Genomic DNA, 14,502 nt, shown 5'->3' on the forward strand with positions numbered 1-14,502 from the left:
ATGGAATTACATTCTCAAATAATAGGAGAAGGCAAACCATTTGTCATCCTGCATGGTTTTTTAGGAATGAGCGATAACTGGAAAACACTCGGGAATGAGTTTGCAGAGGCTGGATATGAAGTGCATCTTGTCGATCAGCGCAACCATGGACGCAGTTTTCACAGTGATAATTTTAGCTATGAACTTATGGCAGAAGACGTCGTTTCCTATTGTGCTACTCACGATTTGGAAAATATAATTTTGTTGGGACACTCTATGGGAGGTAAGACAGCGATGCAAATTGCGACCACCCATTCAGATTTAGTTTCAAAATTACTGGTTGCAGATATAGGGCCTAAAGCATATCCGCAACACCATCAGGATATTTTAAAAGCCCTGTCAATACTGGATTTTTCAGAAATAAAAAGCAGAGGCGCAGCAGACAAAATTCTTTCAGAATATATTAAGGACTTGGGAACCCGTCAATTCTTGCTGAAAAATCTGTACTGGAAACAGAAAGGGACATTGGCACTGCGTATGAATTTACCGATACTTTCTGAAAAAATAGCTGAAGTAGGGAAAGCGCTAGCTGAAGATGCAACCTATGAAAAAGAAACGCTATTTTTGAAAGGGTCAAAATCGGGTTATATCGAAGAGATGGATGAAATTTTGATAAAAAAACATTTTCCGAAGGCGAAAATTATTGAAATATCAAAGGCTGGTCATTGGTTACATGCAGAAAATCCTTCCGAATTTTACCAAAATGTTATGAATTTTTTATAGTATTGCAGAAACAAATTTATTATGTATGCATAACAAATTCTCTTTCAGGGATTAAAAGCATACCAATAAGGCTAATTTAATTACTAAAATTTAATCATTATGAAGAAAGTATTACTACTTGCTGTTTTTGCTTTGGCAACAGCAACAACCTATGCTGGAGGTTACCGTGTGAGTTTGCAGGGTAATAAATCACTGGCTATGGGACACACAGGAGTTGCTGTAGTTAGCAGTGAGTCTATGTTCTTTAATCCTGCAGGATTAGTACATTTAGAAAATAAATTAAATATCTCTGTGGGAGGTTTTGGTGTATTTTCTAATGTTGCTTATCAAAATGAATCTACTGGTGAGTTTGCTAGAACAGACAGTCCTGTAGGTACTCCGGTATATGCTTACGCATCGTACGCAGTAACAGACTGGTTAACAGCTGGTGTTGGAGTATATACTCCTTATGGAAGTACGGTAGAGTATGAAGATGATTGGGCAGGATCACACTTGGTAAATAATATTGATCTTGCTGCTATTTATATTCAGCCAACGGTTTCTGTAAAACTAGGAGAATATTTTAGTGTAGGTGGAGGACCGATCTTCGTAACAGGTTCTGTGAATTTTAATAGAAACTTAAACCGTACTTTAACAGATATTGATGGAAACCGTTCAGAAGTTACAGTAGATGCTTCAGGAGTTTCTGGAACAGGATGGACTGCAGGTGTGATGTTTTCTCCAACAGAGAAATTAAACATTGGCGCGAACTACCGTGCAGAAATTATTTTAGATGCCGAAGGTGGAGATGCAGATTTTGAAAACATTCCAAATTCACCTTTAACACCGTTTGCAGATACTACCTTTGATGCTTCACTACCATTACCTGCTGAAATGAGCGTTGGTTTATCCTACCAATTCTGTGAAAAGTGGTTATTTGCTTTTGACTTTAATAGACAATTCTGGGATGTATATGAATCATTAGATCTTGACTTTGCAGATCCAAATATTCCAGATTCATTTAACAGAAGAAACTACAAAAACTCTTCAACATACCGTTTTGGTTTCCAATACGATGCAACGAGTAAGTTTACTTTAAGAGCTGGTTACTATTTTGATGAGTCTCCAGTTAGAGATGGATTCTTTGCACCGGAAACTCCAAGAAACGATAGTAATAACTTTACTGCAGGTCTTACATTTAATGTAAGTGATAGTTTCCAGATCGATGCTTCATTTTTATACTCTCACTTTGAGGAAATTGATGCTTCTTATGATTTCTATTTTGAAAATGGAAACGCTGTTCCTTTTGAAGGAACCTATAAATCAAATGCGTTTGTTCCTGGTATAGGTCTTACGTATAAAATGTAATTAAAAAAAATAGCAAGATGAAAAATACAATTAAAATAGTAGCTGGATTAGCAGTAGCCTTTGGCTTTGTTAGCTGTGATCCAGAATTTGAAAACTCTGTTGAAGATGCAGGATTCTACAGCAATGGAACCGCAGACCTCTCTAGATATGTGGCTGTTGGTAATTCACTTACTGCTGGTTTTGCAGATGGTGCACTTTATATCACTGGACAAGAGAACTCATATCCAAACATCATGGCACAGCAATTTGCTTTTGCTGGTGGAGGAGAGTTTACCCAACCTTTAATGGATGATAACTTAGGAGGTTTGCTTTTAGGAGGAAACCAGATCACTGAAAATAGATTTGTTTTGGCCGTTGGACCAAATGGAAATCCTGGGCCTGTTAGGTTAGAAGGAAATCCAACTACAGAGATTACAACAAGTGCTACCGGGCCTTTTAATAACATGGGAGTTCCTGGAGCTAAAAGTTTTCACTTAGTTGCTCCTGGGTATGGAAATGTTGCCGGTGTTCCTTCTGGCGCAGCCAATCCTTATTTTGCACGTTTCGCAACTAGCGATAATGCAACAGTTCTTGGAGATGCTGTTTCTTTAAGTCCTACTTTCTTTTCACTTTGGATAGGAAACAACGACATTTTAAGTTATGCAACTTCTGGTGGTGTTGGTGTATATCAGCAAGGAAACCAAAACCCATTAACATATGGGCCTAATGATATCACAGATCCAGGATTCTTTGCGAATGTATATAATCAGGAAGTTGCTGCTTTAGCTGCAGGTGCTTCTGGAGGAGTATTAGTTAATATTCCAGATGTAACATCAATTCCATACTTTACAACAGTTCCTGCACAGTCTATTCCATTAGATGCTGCAACAGCAGGAGCAGTAAATGCTCAGTTTGCATTATTCAATACACAAGTATTACCAGGGTTAGCACAGGCAGGTTTTATTACTGCTGAAGAAGCTGCTTCAAGGCAAATTAATTTTTCTGCAGGAGCTAATTTTCCTATTATTATGGATGATGACTTAACAGATCTTACACAAGTATTGCAAGGTCCTCCGTTTAATCTTCCTCCTCAAACAGCTGGTTTATTAGGAATGTTACGTCAGGCAAACGCCAATGATTTAATTGTATTACCTGCTGCTTCAGTTTTAGGTACTACGCCAGACCCAAACAATCCGTTAGGCGTAGTTGGGGTTTCTATCCCATTATCTGACGGTTTTGTACTTACAGGAACAGAGCAAAATAGAGTTGCTGCAGCTACAGCTTCATACAATCAAACAATACAAGCAGCAGCAGTAGCTAATAACTTGGCTTTTGTTGATGCGAGATCAGCTTTAGCTCAATTGAGAACAGGAATTCCTTTTGATGGGGGTGTATTGACATCAACCTTTGTAACAGGGGGAGCATTTTCTTTAGATGGTGTTCACCCAACACCAAGAGGATACGCCTATACTGCTAATCTAATTATTGATGCTATTAACAATAAATACGACGCAACTATTCCAATGGTAAACGTTGGAGCGTATGGAACAATCACGGCTGCTAACAACCCGTAATTGTACACCTAAAATTATAATGAACCGCTTTCAAATTTTTTGGAAGCGGTTTTTTTATCTTTATATTTCAAACTTAAATTTATTACTATGAAACTTTTATTAAAACTTGTATTAACGGCTGTTGCAGTTCTCATTTTAGCGTATGTATTACCTGGAGTTTCAGTTTCTGGATTTATAGCTGCTCTTATTGTAGCGGTTGTATTAGCTGTACTCAGGCTTATAGTGAAGCCTATCCTGGTTGTCTTAACATTACCTGTCACGATTATTACATTAGGACTTTTTCTTTTAGTAATAAATGCTGTTATTATTTTAATTGCAGATGAATTTATTGGAGGTTTTTCAGTCTCTAATTTCTGGTGGGCACTTATATTTAGTCTGTTGCTTTCATTTTTACAATCAATCTTCTATTCTTTTGTGGAAGAGAAAAAATAACCGCTTGAATTCCAGTGTTTAAATTTTTGTAACTACTAAAGAAATAGTGTACTTTTGCAAGCCGAAAATATAGCCGGTAAAAAGTTTCAGAAAATGAATATTACAAAAAAAGAAATTGATAGCTTAAATGCTGTTCTTACAGTAGAAATTAAAAAAGAGGATTATCAAGATAAAGTAGCTTCTGTTTTAAATAATTATAGAAAAAACGCGAACATTCCTGGTTTCAGAAAAGGCCATGTTCCCTTAGGCATGGTTAAAAAACAATATGGTAAGGCTGTTCTTGTTGAAGAAGTCAATAAATTATTACAGGATAACCTTCATAAGTTTTTAACCGAAGAAAAACTGGACGTTTTGGGAAATCCATTGCCTAAAAATGATACTGATATCAACTGGGATGCAGATGATTTTTCATTTGAATTCGACCTAGGGCTTTCTCCTCAATTTGATGTAGATGTTAAGAAAAAAGCGGTTACTCACTATAAAATTGTTGCCGATGATAAAATGTTGGACAATCAGGTGAAAACAATTCGTAAGCAATATGGGAAGTTAATCGCCAAGAAACAGGTGGAAAAAGGAGATGAGATCACTGGAACTTTTACTTCCGAAGAAAAAGATATCGATAAGAGTACTACAATCACTACTGAAGATATTAAAGGAAAAAAGCAGCTTTCGGCATTAATGGGTGCTAAAGTAGGAGATGTAATTAGTCTTAAAACAAAAGGATTATTTAATGATGATCACGATAACCAGAAGTTTTTAGGTGTTGAGCACGATGATGCTCACGGATTAGATATTGAGGTTTCTTTTAAAATAGAAGAGATCAATACTCGTGAAATGGCAGAATTGAATCAAGAACTTTTTGATAAGCTTTTTGGTGAAGGTGTGGTTACTTCAGAAAAAGAATTAAAAGAAAAGATTAAAGAAGATGCAGAGAAGCAATTTGAGCAGCAGAGTGATCAAAAGTTATTAAATGATGTCGTTGAAAGCTTGATAGAAAACACAAAATTTGAACTTCCAAAAGAATTTTTAGAGCGTTGGATCGCTGTTTCAGGAGAAAAAGAACTTACTGAAGCAGAAGCAAAAGCTGAGTATGAGCGTAGTGAAAAAGGATTACGTTATCAGTTAATTGAAGGCAAATTACGTTCAGAAAATAATCTTCAGGTTAGCTTTGATGAGTTAAAAGCATATAGCAAAGAGATGATCAAGGGACAGATGGCTCAGTTTGGGCAAACAAACCCTTCAGAAGAGGAATTGGACACTATTGCGGCACGAATTCTTTCAAACCAAGAGGAGGTTAAAAGAATTAACGAACAGCTACTTACTAATAAGATGCTTCAGTTTTTTAAAGAAAATGCAAAGTTAAAAACAAAAGAAGTTACCTACGATAAATTCATAAAGGAAGCGTACGAGTAATTAAGCTATAAATTGATTATCTTTAGGCGCTGAATTGTTAGAATTTAGCGCCTATTTTTTTACATACTAAAAGAGAAGAATTTACATGAATTACCAGAAAGAATTTAAAAATTTTGCTATTAAAGATCAAGGGGTTAGCAGTACCTATTACGATAAAATAATGAGTTCGATGTATCCTGTGGGATTGACACCAAATATTATCGAGGAACGCCAGATGAATGCAGTTGCGATGGATGTATTTTCGAGATTGATGATGGATCGTATTATCTTTTTAGGTACAGGAATCAATGATCAGGTTGCAAATATTGTACAGGCACAGCTTCTATTTTTAGCAAGTACTGATTCTTCAAGAGATATTCAGATTTATATCAATTCTCCCGGAGGAAGCGTATATGCAGGTCTAGGGATTTACGATACCATGCAATTTATCACTCCAGACGTTGCTACTATTTGTACAGGTATGGCAGCCTCGATGGGTGCCGTTTTGTTATGTGCTGGAGAAAAAGGAAAACGTAGTGGGTTGACGCATTCACGTGTCATGATTCACCAACCTTTAGGAGGTGCTCAGGGACAAGCAAGCGATATTGAAATTACTGCTAGAGAAATTGTTACGCTTAAAGAAGAGTTGTATAAAATTATTGCAAATCATACTGGACAAACGTATGAGAAAGTGTACGATGACAGTGACCGTGATTATTGGATGAAGGCTGAAAAGGCTTTAGAATACGGAATGATAGACGAAATTTTATCCCGAAAAAAATAAGTTTCAGAAAAAAGAACACTAACAGTTAGAAATTATGGCGAAAGAAGATTTAGAATGTTCGTTTTGTGGTCGAAAAAAAGCAGATACTAGTTTATTAATAGCGGGTCTAGATGCACATATTTGTGATCGATGTATTGAACAGGCGCATGGAATTGTGGTTGAAGAAGCGATACATTCCTCTAACACAGAGTTGAGTAAGGAACTTATCCTTAAAAAACCAACCTCTATAAAAGAGTTTTTGGACGATTATATTATTGGACAAGATCATACCAAACGTGTAATGTCTGTTGCTGTCTATAATCATTATAAACGATTATTGCAGCCAAAAACGGATGATGATATTGAAATCCAAAAGAGTAATATCATCATGGTGGGTCAAACTGGTACTGGGAAAACTTTGGTTGCAAAAACGATTGCAAGAATGCTGAATGTTCCTTTGGCTATTGTCGATGCCACTGTGTTAACTGAAGCCGGGTATGTAGGGGAAGATGTAGAAAGTATTTTAACACGTTTATTACAAGCTGCCGATTATAATTTGGAGAAAGCACAAAACGGAATTGTTTTTATTGATGAGATTGATAAAATAGCCCGGAAAAGTGATAATCCTTCCATCACACGTGATGTAAGTGGTGAAGGGGTCCAACAGGCCTTACTGAAGCTTCTCGAAGGAACTACAGTAAATGTACCTCCTAAAGGAGGTAGAAAACATCCCGACCAGAAATTTATTGAAGTCAATACAGAAAATATATTGTTTATCGCTGGAGGTGCTTTTGATGGTATTCACCGTCACATTTCCAAGCGTTTAAATATGCAGGCTGTTGGTTTTAGCGCTACTGTAAAAGAAGAGTCCTTTGATCGTGATAATATTTTACGATATATTATTCCAAAGGATTTAAAAGATTTCGGATTGATACCAGAAATTATTGGACGGCTACCTGTGCTTACATATATGCATCCTTTAGACAAAGGAACGTTAAGAGCTATTTTAACTGAACCCAAAAACGCGATTATCAAGCAATACAAAAAACTGTTTGAAATGGATGGAATCGATTTTGTAATTACTGAAGAGGCTTTAGATTTTATTGTTGAGCAGGCTATTGTTTATAAACTCGGTGCTCGGGGTTTACGCTCACTCTGTGAAGCCGTTTTAACCGATGCTATGTATGAGCTGCCAGGATCTGATGAAAAGTCCTTAAAAGTGACAAAACATTATGCAGAAGACAAATTAAATAAGTCTACTATAAAGAAATTAAAAGCAGTTTCTTAAAAGTATTAATTGACTTTATAAAAATAAAAAAGCCTCGAACATTAATCCGTTCGAGGCTTTTATAGTTAGTTATAATCCCTAAATTAAAATAACCTTTATGGTGTAGCAACAATAGTTTTAGAATTGGTATTTAAAATCTTTTGTTGCATTAATTCCTTTTTATTCTTTAATGTATAACCAGCAACTTCAGTATCACTTTTAACTGCATGAGAAGCAGTTCCACAAGAAGTAAAGCTTGCTGTAAAAATGAGTATTGAAATGATGTAAACTAAATTTTTCATTATAAGTATGCCTATTGATATTTGATACAAACATATGGCGTAAGAAAAGTACTACCAAAACTTTTAGTTGAACGGCTTGGATATTCGTTGAAATACACCCATATTTTCTTGTTTCGATAAACCGTATAAAATCATCGATATACGACAATTTTTTCATCCGATAAATGTGTATTTCGTCGATGCTTATAGCTTTTTGAGGATATAGAAGTATTCGTTCAGGACTGTTTCTTCTTTAAAATTTGATGAAAATAATCCTAACTGTTTCCCTGTTTGAAGACCACTATCAATAGCTGATAAAGTATACCCATTTACTTTTTTAAAATACCTGTGTGGCAAAGTTGTAAAAGGGTTGCCATGACTCGATAATGTTTCAGAAAAATAGGTCTTTAATCGGTTAAATACAGCAGTATTTTTTACTCGGTCTTCAAAGTTTACACAGTAGAGTAACTCTCCAGCATCTTGAAGTTGCGCACAAAATTTTAAAACACTTTTTATTTCTTCCGAAGAAAGAAAAAAGAACACCCCTTCGATCAAGATTACAGTCTTTTTCTTTTTAAAGGGTGCTATGCTTTTTATTAAATCACTGTGAGAAGTTTCAGCTGTGATATTACCAGCCAGATGAATTACATTTCTTTGAGGTAACATATCCAGTTCCTGAAACGACTTGATTTTATTACTTTTATAGGTACAAATTTGTGGTAATTCGACCTCAACAGTAGTCACTGTTTGGGGTAAAACATAAGGATACATGCTAAAGCCCGCTCCCAAATTTATAAAGAGTGTTTCGGGATTTTTCTTTGTGAGTTCTAGTAGTTGCTCGTAAAAAAAACGATTCCGCATACAATGCAAGATCTCATCATGTTCAGACACTTTGCTTGCAAAATCATCTGTCCAACTTTTTACATTAGTATCTTCTAACCATAATTTTGCATAAGGATCTTTACTTGCTTCTTCATGTTGAGCACGATAATAGGCAATCATGAATGCGGTATCATGTACCTCTATTTTCATTGGGAGTTTAAATTAAGAAGTTCTTCTAAGTATTCTCTCGAATTGGAAAGACGAGGTACCTTATGCTGTCCGCCTAATTTATTTTTCACTTTCAACCAGTCATAAAACAATTTATCACGTGCAATATGAACTGTTGGAGCTTTTAGTGTTGTATTATTAAAGCGTTTGGCCTCATAATCACTATTAACCTCTTGGAGGGATTGATCCAATAAGTGCATAAAACTTGAGCAATCCTTAGGAGGTGTTTTAAATTCTATAATCCATTCGTGAGCTCCTTTTTCCTTGCCTTCCATAAAGATAGGAGCCGCAGTATAATCTATTATTTCACTGTTGGTTAGTGTCGTTGCCTTTCGCAGGGCAGCTTCAGCATTTTCAATAATAAGCTCCTCGCCAAAGGCATTGATATGATGCTTTGTTCTTCCTGTAACTTTTATTCGGAAAGGATTGATGGACGTGAAACGTACTGTATCTCCAACTTTATAGCGCCATAAACCCGCGTTTGTAGTGATAACAATTGCATAGTTTTTATTGATCTCGACTTCTTCTAACGGAATTACCTTTTCTGAAGGGGTACCGTAGTCATCCATTGGAATAAATTCATAAAAAATGCCATAGTCGAGCATTAGTAATAATTCTTTGTTTGCATTCCTATCCTGAATCGCAAAAAACCCTTCCGAAGCATTGTAAATTTCATAATACCTGAACGTATCTTTAGGTAACAATCTATTGTATTGTTCAATATAAGGGTCAAAGCTTACGCCACCATGGAAATAAACCTCAAGGTTAGGCCAGATATCAAATAAGTTATCTTTCCCCGTGGTTTCTACAACATTGTTAAGTAGTACGAGCATCCAAGAGGGAACACCAGCCAGACTAGTTACATTTTCCCAAATGGTTTCATTTACAATCGCCTGCATTTTGGTCTCCCAATTTGCCAGTAATGAAATTTCATTTTTTGGAGTACTACTATACTCTGCCCAAAACGGCATGTTATCTATGAGTATAGCCGAAAGGTCACCATATACAGTTCCATTTTCGTTATACAATTCTTTGCTTCCTCCCAATCGTAGTCCCTTTCCAACAAATAATTGAGAATCTGAATTATTGTTAAGATACATACAAAGTAAATCTTTACTGGCTGCGTAATGACAGTCTGCCAGTGAGTCATCGCTTACTGGAATAAATTTGCTTTTAGAATTAGTTGTACCACTTGATTTTGCGAACCATTTTATAGGAGTTGGCCAGAAAATATTTGTTTCGCCTCGCCTCGCTCTTTCGATACGAGCTTCATTTTGTTCATAATCTGTAATGGGGACTCTTTCTGCAAATTCCCGATAAGTTTTAATGGAAGAAAAATCGAATTCTTTACCTATTTCGGTAAACCGGGCTTTATAGATTAAATTCTGTAGTAATTCATTTTGTACATCAACGGGGTATTTTAAAAATAGCTCTATCTGGTGAAATCGCTTTTTTAAAAACCAAGAAGCAATAGAATTTACTATAGGTATAGGCATTCTTTTAAGTATCTTTATGGTTTAAAAATACAATTTATTTTTTATGCAATACGAAGGTGTTTTAACAAAAATGCAAACTGAAAATGGAAGCCCCATTCAATATTATCTTGTTTTTGAAAATGATTTCCTAAGTGTCAACCAATTACTTGATAAAAAAATGAGCATTTCCTTTGTAAAATATCAGTGTCTCAATTGTAGCCTGGACAAGAAAATCTATCGTCAGGGGTATTGCTATGATTGTTTTTACGAAGTGCCCCAAGCAGCAGATTGGGTTATAAAACCAGAATTGAGTACGGCACACCTCGATAAGGAAGAACGGGATCTTGCATACGAAAAAAGGGTACAGTTGCAGCCTCATATTGTGTACCTAGCTAACTCCAGCAATGTAAAAGTAGGCGTGACCCGTAAAACACAAGTTCCAACTCGTTGGATCGATCAAGGAGCACATGAGGCGATTGAAATTGTAGAAGTACCCAACAGATATTTAGCGGGTATTACTGAAGTAGCTTTAAAAGATCATGTAGCAGATAAAACCAATTGGCGAACGATGCTAAAAAATGAAATAAAAGATGAAAATTTGGTCGAATGGCGTCAAAAATTAAAGCAGTTTATCCCTTCAGAAGCTTTAGAATATTATATTGAAAATAATACAGAAACTCATTTAGAGTTTCCAGTCTTACATTATCCAACTAAGCTTAAAAGTCTCAATCTTGACAAAACACCAGACTATTCAGGAGTTTTAAAAGGGATTAAAGCTCAATACCTAATCTTTGAAGATAATACGGTTTTTAACGTGCGAGGAAATGAGGGGTATGTCGTTCGGCTTACTATTGATCAATAATCATTCGTACTGCTTGAACAATAGTTCCGCCAATAAGTGCAATTCCAATTATTGTATATACGAGTGAATTGTCTTTTTCACTTTTATCTTTTTTCTTTCCAATCTTTCCATAAATGGTAAGAACGGTAATTCTTCCGAAGAAAATTCCGCAGAAAAAAGCAACTAAATAAAATACCGGACTTTTAATAGAAAGGGAAAGCAAATATGTATTTGCCAAGGAGATGACTAAAATCCAGAAAATGAGGGAGGGCGGATTTAAAAACGAAAGTAACGCACCTTTAGTAAAATTAGAAACATTCCATTTCTTGTTTAAAGGGTTTTCAAAAGATAAGTTGAACTGATTTCTCAAGAGAATGGCTAAACCCATTAAAAAGAAAAGCGCTAAAAAGGTAATTTGAAGCCATAGATTGTCTTCAAAATAATTGGTGAAAAGTCTGTGGTAAAAAAGCGCCAAAAACGCAAGCAGTGTAGAGCCTAAGGCTGCGCCATATACGATTCCCATTGCCCTCTTTAATGATGTATCCATCGCCGTAGTAACTACAGCGACGTTGGTACTACTTACAGGAATTGATCCGAGACCTGAAATGACAAAACCAGTCGCAAAAAAGAAAAGAAGCATTACAGATGATTCTATCATATCACAAAATTATTCAGGAAGTTGTTCATTTAATTACCACCCTTTGTACTGTCTGTTTTTTTCTTAGTTTTTCCAAATAAACCTCCCAAAATATCCTTTACTACCTGAGTAGTATTTTGCTGATTCGTAGTAGGATTGGTCTGCGTTTGTGTGGTATCGGTTGGTTTTGTTCCTCCACCTCCTAAGATATCCTGAAGAATATCGGTTCCTTTTGTGGTTAGTTCTTCTTTTTGTCTTTCAATTAATTTTTGTGTCAAGGTAGTTACAGCAGCTTTGGTGTCTACAGAAATCTGCGGACTCGTAAGCGTACCGGTTAAACCAATAGGCAACGCAACTTTCATCGTTTCTGCATCTGACGCACTTAACTTGGCTAATAATCCCGATACCTGACCACCCAAGTATTTTGCCGGAACATCCATGTTGAGGTTGTAATTAATCGATTTATCTAGACCATGACTCCCCGAAGCAGTTACTTTTATGCCTTTGATGTCAAAATCGAACGGAGCGACAACAATATTGCCGTTATCAAACGTCAATTTAGTGTCTACATCCCGCAAACTTAATTTATCGATATTTAAAAACTGAACCTGCTCTCCAAGTTTTGAAAGCAAAGGCGCTTTTGTGGGATCTACTTCTGCTGTGATAACTTCAGCCAATGCATTACCGGCTAATGAAGTGAGTTGAGGCGTAAGATCATTGTTGAGATTTCCTTTTAAATTGATTTTTGTATTAAAACTTCCCTTTAACGAATTGGCAATAGGAACAAGGTATTTAAGCATTTCAGACTTTGCAAATGTTTCGGCAATATCGATTTTGCTAAGGTCCAGATTCATGTCAAAAGTAGAAGTTTCTTTGGTGGAGAGATCACCCGCAAGTGCAATCGTACCCCCAAAAATGGTAGAGGTCACATTGCGTAAGCTCGCCGTTTCATTCTGAATACTCATCGTTCCTTTGGCATTGTTTAACGTAATGTTATCATAGATGACCTTATCTGCTGAAAAGTCCAGCGTAGCATCCAGAAAATCTGGAATTTTAACTGCTTTTGCTTCGGAAGTTGCAGCTCTATTTCTTGTGCTTCCTTCTTCTGAAGCAGTTTCCGAAGTCATAAAGTCATTAATATTAAAGGTGTTTGATGTCACATTAAATAGTCCTTTTAAATCCTGTTTTGATAATAAAAAAGGAATTAAATTCTGAATGTTTCCACTCGCTTTAATATCGGTTTGTCCAGAAGTAGCATTTAAATCATTTAATCGAATGTTTCCGGGATCGAAACTAATATTGGCATTCGCAACTTTTAGTTCATTTTTAAGTGCAGCGTCCGTATAATTAAAATTCGTTACGCTCGCTGTACCACTTGTTTTTATATTTTGGTATTGTTCATTTTCGACCGAAGCCATATCAAAATTGGTGGTCACATCTGCTTTAAATACGCCACTCAATTCTTGCTCAAGTTCGAGGGGTAATACTTGTTCAATATTGGCAAGGTTTAAAGTTCCTTTCAATGCGAGATTGACCAACGCATTTTCAGTAAAATTGCGAATGCTTCCGTTGGCATTAAAAATCTCGTTGTCGATTTTAAAAGTAAGTCCATTGATGTTAAGGTAGGTGTCTTTTGCAAGGCCCGTTTCATTTTTTAATTGCACATCCATAGATATGTTTTGCACTGCTTTTGGGAGATCGGGATATTTAAATGACGCATTCGAACTTTTTATTGCAATATCCATGGTAGGGATACGCTCTTCATCAATAATACCTTTGAGGACTCCATTGACGGTAAAATCTCCTGTGGTCTTCACATCATCCAACTCTTTTACATACACCTTTGGGATGACAGCAAGAAAGTTTTTAAAGTCGGATGACGGCGTTGTAAAGCTCAAATCGATCTCGTTATTGGTTTCATTCACTTTTACAAATCCGTTGAAGGTAAGCGGAAGCTCATTCACTCTGGCTTCATTTTCAAGAAAGGTATATTTTTGATTATCGAGATCCATTTCAATCACAGCATCTAACGATACGGTATTGTCACTCAAATATTCAATATCTCCAAGTCTAAAAGAAGTGATTGCTTCGGTTTTAGTATCTAATTGAGACTGAGCGAGTGAAAAATCACCTGTCCCTTCGTGATTTACATTTTTGAGTTGTAAAAATGTTTCCGTAGAGAGATCTGAATACGCTATTCTGGAATTTTTGATTTCGTACTTTTTTAAATCAAAAGTAAAACCTGCGTTGCCCTCGGTGTCATCTACCAATGGAGCATCTTGTTTGATAGCAATATCATAATTAGCACGACCTAGTGAATCCAGTTTAATATTGACAAAAGCTTCATTAAATAACAAGGCATCCACCTTAATAGGTTCGTCACTTGTTTTTAGTAATTGCATGATTCCCATATCCACTTTTAAAGATTTCCCGCTGGCAAGGGTATCTCCCGCAAAAGGTGTGCGGTTAATGACACTAAAATCTGTAATAACTAATGCGGCATCTGGAAAGCTTTTAAATAAACTTAAATCAAAGTCACTCCAACTCACTTCTGCATCAAGATTAGCGGCAATGGTTTTCTTAACCAATTTTTCTATGGTTCCTTTAAAAAAGAGGGGGGATAAGGCAAGTAAAATAAGTACGATGCCTAAAAATATTCCCAGTATTTTCAATAATTTTTTCATATCAATTTTCCGCAGAAG

General features: G+C 36.0%; 13 protein-coding genes. 8 read left to right on the forward strand and 5 right to left on the reverse strand.

Features of this window, described 5'->3' with window-relative positions; translation table 11 throughout:
* From ACFQO1_RS09885 to clpX, 7 genes are all read left to right on the forward strand, one after another.
* Window positions 1–762 (forward strand): alpha/beta fold hydrolase, encoded by a 762-nt coding sequence (locus tag ACFQO1_RS09885; RefSeq protein ID WP_380217880.1) that lies wholly within the window; start codon window positions 1–3, stop codon window positions 760–762.
* A gap of 99 nt (window positions 763–861) precedes the next feature.
* Window positions 862–2,109, forward strand: coding sequence for an OmpP1/FadL family transporter (locus ACFQO1_RS09890; protein WP_380217881.1), 1,248 nt, complete (start codon window positions 862–864; stop codon window positions 2,107–2,109).
* A gap of 17 nt (window positions 2,110–2,126) precedes the next feature.
* Complete coding sequence (locus tag ACFQO1_RS09895; RefSeq protein WP_380217882.1) at window positions 2,127–3,662, forward strand: G-D-S-L family lipolytic protein; 1,536 nt, start codon at window positions 2,127–2,129, stop codon at window positions 3,660–3,662.
* Between the two features lie 87 nt (window positions 3,663–3,749).
* Window positions 3,750–4,094 (forward strand): phage holin family protein, encoded by a 345-nt coding sequence (locus ACFQO1_RS09900; protein WP_380217883.1) that lies wholly within the window; start codon window positions 3,750–3,752, stop codon window positions 4,092–4,094.
* A 93-nt stretch (window positions 4,095–4,187) separates the two neighbouring features.
* Window positions 4,188–5,507, forward strand: a complete 1,320-nt coding sequence (tig, locus tag ACFQO1_RS09905) for a trigger factor (RefSeq protein WP_380217884.1) — start codon at window positions 4,188–4,190, stop codon at window positions 5,505–5,507.
* Between the two features lie 85 nt (window positions 5,508–5,592).
* A complete protein-coding gene (clpP, locus tag ACFQO1_RS09910) occupies window positions 5,593–6,270 on the forward strand; it encodes an ATP-dependent Clp endopeptidase proteolytic subunit ClpP (protein WP_380217885.1) in 678 nt (225 codons plus the stop codon).
* Window positions 6,271–6,304: 34 nt separating this feature from the next.
* Window positions 6,305–7,537, forward strand: a complete 1,233-nt coding sequence (gene clpX / locus ACFQO1_RS09915) for an ATP-dependent Clp protease ATP-binding subunit ClpX (RefSeq protein ID WP_380217886.1) — start codon at window positions 6,305–6,307, stop codon at window positions 7,535–7,537.
* Window positions 7,538–7,632: 95 nt separating this feature from the next.
* On the opposite strand, the gene ACFQO1_RS09920 is transcribed toward clpX, so the two are convergent.
* The 3 genes from ACFQO1_RS09920 to ACFQO1_RS09930 all read right to left on the reverse strand — a co-directional run bounded on the left by ACFQO1_RS09920 (window position 7,633) and on the right by ACFQO1_RS09930 (window position 10,343).
* Window positions 7,633–7,818 (reverse strand): hypothetical protein, encoded by a 186-nt coding sequence (locus ACFQO1_RS09920; RefSeq protein WP_380217887.1) that lies wholly within the window; start codon window positions 7,816–7,818, stop codon window positions 7,633–7,635.
* Between the two features lie 183 nt (window positions 7,819–8,001).
* Window positions 8,002–8,829, reverse strand: a complete 828-nt coding sequence (locus ACFQO1_RS09925; RefSeq protein ID WP_380217889.1) for a class I SAM-dependent methyltransferase — start codon at window positions 8,827–8,829, stop codon at window positions 8,002–8,004.
* Window positions 8,826–10,343, reverse strand: coding sequence for a GH3 auxin-responsive promoter family protein (locus ACFQO1_RS09930; protein ID WP_380217891.1), 1,518 nt, complete (start codon window positions 10,341–10,343; stop codon window positions 8,826–8,828). Before ACFQO1_RS09930 ends, ACFQO1_RS09925 begins: the two co-directional genes overlap by 4 nt.
* A 43-nt stretch (window positions 10,344–10,386) precedes the next feature.
* On the opposite strand from ACFQO1_RS09930, the gene ACFQO1_RS09935 reads away from it, so the two are divergent.
* The gene (locus ACFQO1_RS09935) at window positions 10,387–11,184 is read left to right on the forward strand and encodes a DUF2797 domain-containing protein (RefSeq protein WP_380217892.1); all 798 of its coding nucleotides are present in this window, start codon (window positions 10,387–10,389) and stop codon (window positions 11,182–11,184) included.
* On the opposite strand, the gene ACFQO1_RS09940 is transcribed toward ACFQO1_RS09935, so the two are convergent.
* Complete coding sequence (locus ACFQO1_RS09940; RefSeq protein WP_380217893.1) at window positions 11,171–11,821, reverse strand: LysE family transporter; 651 nt, start codon at window positions 11,819–11,821, stop codon at window positions 11,171–11,173. The two genes, ACFQO1_RS09935 and ACFQO1_RS09940, sit on opposite strands and share 14 nt — an antisense overlap.
* 29 nt (window positions 11,822–11,850) lie before the next feature.
* A complete protein-coding gene (locus tag ACFQO1_RS09945; RefSeq protein WP_380217894.1) occupies window positions 11,851–14,484 on the reverse strand; it encodes an AsmA-like C-terminal region-containing protein in 2,634 nt (877 codons plus the stop codon).
* Window positions 14,485–14,502 lie beyond the last annotated feature (18 nt).

Source organism: Jejudonia soesokkakensis (genome assembly GCF_042664795.1).
Taxonomy (GTDB): Bacteria; Bacteroidota; Bacteroidia; order Flavobacteriales; family Flavobacteriaceae; genus Jejudonia; species Jejudonia soesokkakensis.